This is a genomic window from Methyloceanibacter marginalis, from assembly GCF_001723295.1.
In the GTDB taxonomy this organism is placed as follows: Bacteria; Pseudomonadota; Alphaproteobacteria; order Rhizobiales; family Methyloligellaceae; genus Methyloceanibacter; species Methyloceanibacter marginalis.
Window position 1 is genome coordinate 1 of sequence record NZ_LPWD01000377.1, and the last position, 1,528, is coordinate 1,528.

Sequence of the window (1,528 nt, forward strand, 5' to 3'; positions counted from 1 at the left end):
CGATCAGGAGCCGCATAGCTCACCTTTGCCGCAAACGCCGCCGGTGGCGGTCAGCCGTCTCTCAGACCACCATCCGCTCCATGGGCCGGTCGGCGGACCACATCTTCTCGAGGTTGTAGAACTCACGAACCTCGGGACGGAAGAGATGGACGATGACATCGCCGGCATCGATCAGCACCCAGTCGCCCTGGGGCAGTCCTTCGACGCGGGCGCGGCCATAGCCTTCATCCTTCAGCTTTTTGATGAGGTGGTCGGCGACGGCGCCGACATGCCGCTGAGAACGACCCGAGGCGACAACCATGTGATCGCCAATTGAGGTCTTTCCTTTCAAGTCGATGGCGACAACATCCTCGGCCTTTGAACCGTCGAGCGTGTCGAGCACGATCTTGAGCAGTCTTCCCGGATCGGCGCGAAATGACGCTAATCCGGTCAGAGGCGCACCGTGATCGGTAGCCTCTCTAGGTGAGCGCATGTTTGCGTGGGTATCCTTCTGCCATTGCTCCCGGAAGCGGACTGGCAACGTCTCGCGCACAATGCTTGAGAGAGCCCCTAGGTCGCCGCTTCGCCCCTGTAGGATAAGTGCCGACTGGCATTGTTTCAATAGGTAGTATTCGGCCGCGTCTTCTTGCTCTTATCTAGCGGTCTAGCCTGATTTCGCGACAGTTTCGCGAAGGGCCGTAGACGAGAGCCCCGACAGCTGACGGCTGAGAATGGTCCAGGCCGGCGGCTCCAGGAGAGGAAGCGCCAAAGCATCCGTCTCGTCCCACGTAATAGGGCGCGAAGCGGTGCGCGGCTTGGCCCGCGCGGGCCTGAGTCGATATCCGGGACGGTCCAGGACGGCGATGGGCACCAGACCGAAGATCTCGGGCCAGGCTCTCCAGCGGTGAAGGCCCGCCAGATTGTCCGCCCCCATCAGCCAGACGAAGTGGACGCCGGGAAAGCGCCGCTTCAGCGCAAGCAGCAAATCGACCGTGTAACCGGACCCCGTTCCGCCGTCGAAGCCGGTGACCTTGATCCGCGGATGCCGCGCGATCTTTTCGGCGTCCGCCACACGGGCGGCCACGCCCGGCAGCCGCGAGACGTCTTTGAGAGGGTTGCCCGGCGTCACCAGCCACCAGACCTGATCGAGCCCCAGCCGCTTCAGGGCCGTAAGGCTGATCTCGCGGTGGGCCTCATGAGCCGGATCGAACGAGCCGCCGAGCAGACCGATGCGCATGCCTGGCGCGGCCATCGGAACGCTGAGATGCGAAGGACCGCTTGCGCTCAAGGCCGGGTCTGGCCCTGCCCGCGCACCACATATTTGAACGTGGTGAGTTGCTCGACGCCGACCGGGCCGCGCGCATGGAAGCGCCCGGTGGCGATGCCGATCTCGGCCCCCATGCCGAACTCGCCGCCATCGGCGAACTGGGTCGAGGCATTGTGCAAAACGATGGCACTGTCGACACGGGCGAGAAAGGAATCGGCCGCGGCCTGATCGTTGGTGACGATCGCGTCCGTATGCTGCGAGCCGTACTCGGCGATATGCGCG

General features: G+C 63.9%; 2 protein-coding genes and 1 pseudogene. All 3 read right to left on the reverse strand.

The window, feature by feature from the left end; genetic code table 11:
• Positions 1 to 61 precede the first annotated feature (61 nt).
• Positions 62 to 472 (reverse strand): ribosome silencing factor, encoded by a 411-nt coding sequence (rsfS, locus tag AUC71_RS13095; RefSeq protein ID WP_083238362.1) that lies wholly within the window; start codon positions 470 to 472, stop codon positions 62 to 64.
• A gap of 171 nt (positions 473 to 643) precedes the next feature.
• Positions 644 to 1,231, reverse strand: a complete 588-nt coding sequence (locus tag AUC71_RS13100; RefSeq protein WP_069624615.1) for a nicotinate-nucleotide adenylyltransferase — start codon at positions 1,229 to 1,231, stop codon at positions 644 to 646.
• Between the two features lie 32 nt (positions 1,232 to 1,263).
• A pseudogene (proA, locus tag AUC71_RS13105) lies at positions 1,264 to 1,528 on the reverse strand (glutamate-5-semialdehyde dehydrogenase); the annotation flags it as partial.

Excerpts from the sequence above, each read along its gene's own strand:
- AUC71_RS13100 (WP_069624615.1), bottom strand. The coding sequence starts at position 1,231 with ATGGCCGCGCCAGGCATGCGCATCGGTCTGCTCGGCGGCTCGTTCGAT.
- rsfS (WP_083238362.1), bottom strand. The coding sequence starts at position 472 with ATGCGCTCACCTAGAGAGGCTACCGATCACGGTGCGCCTCTGACCGGA.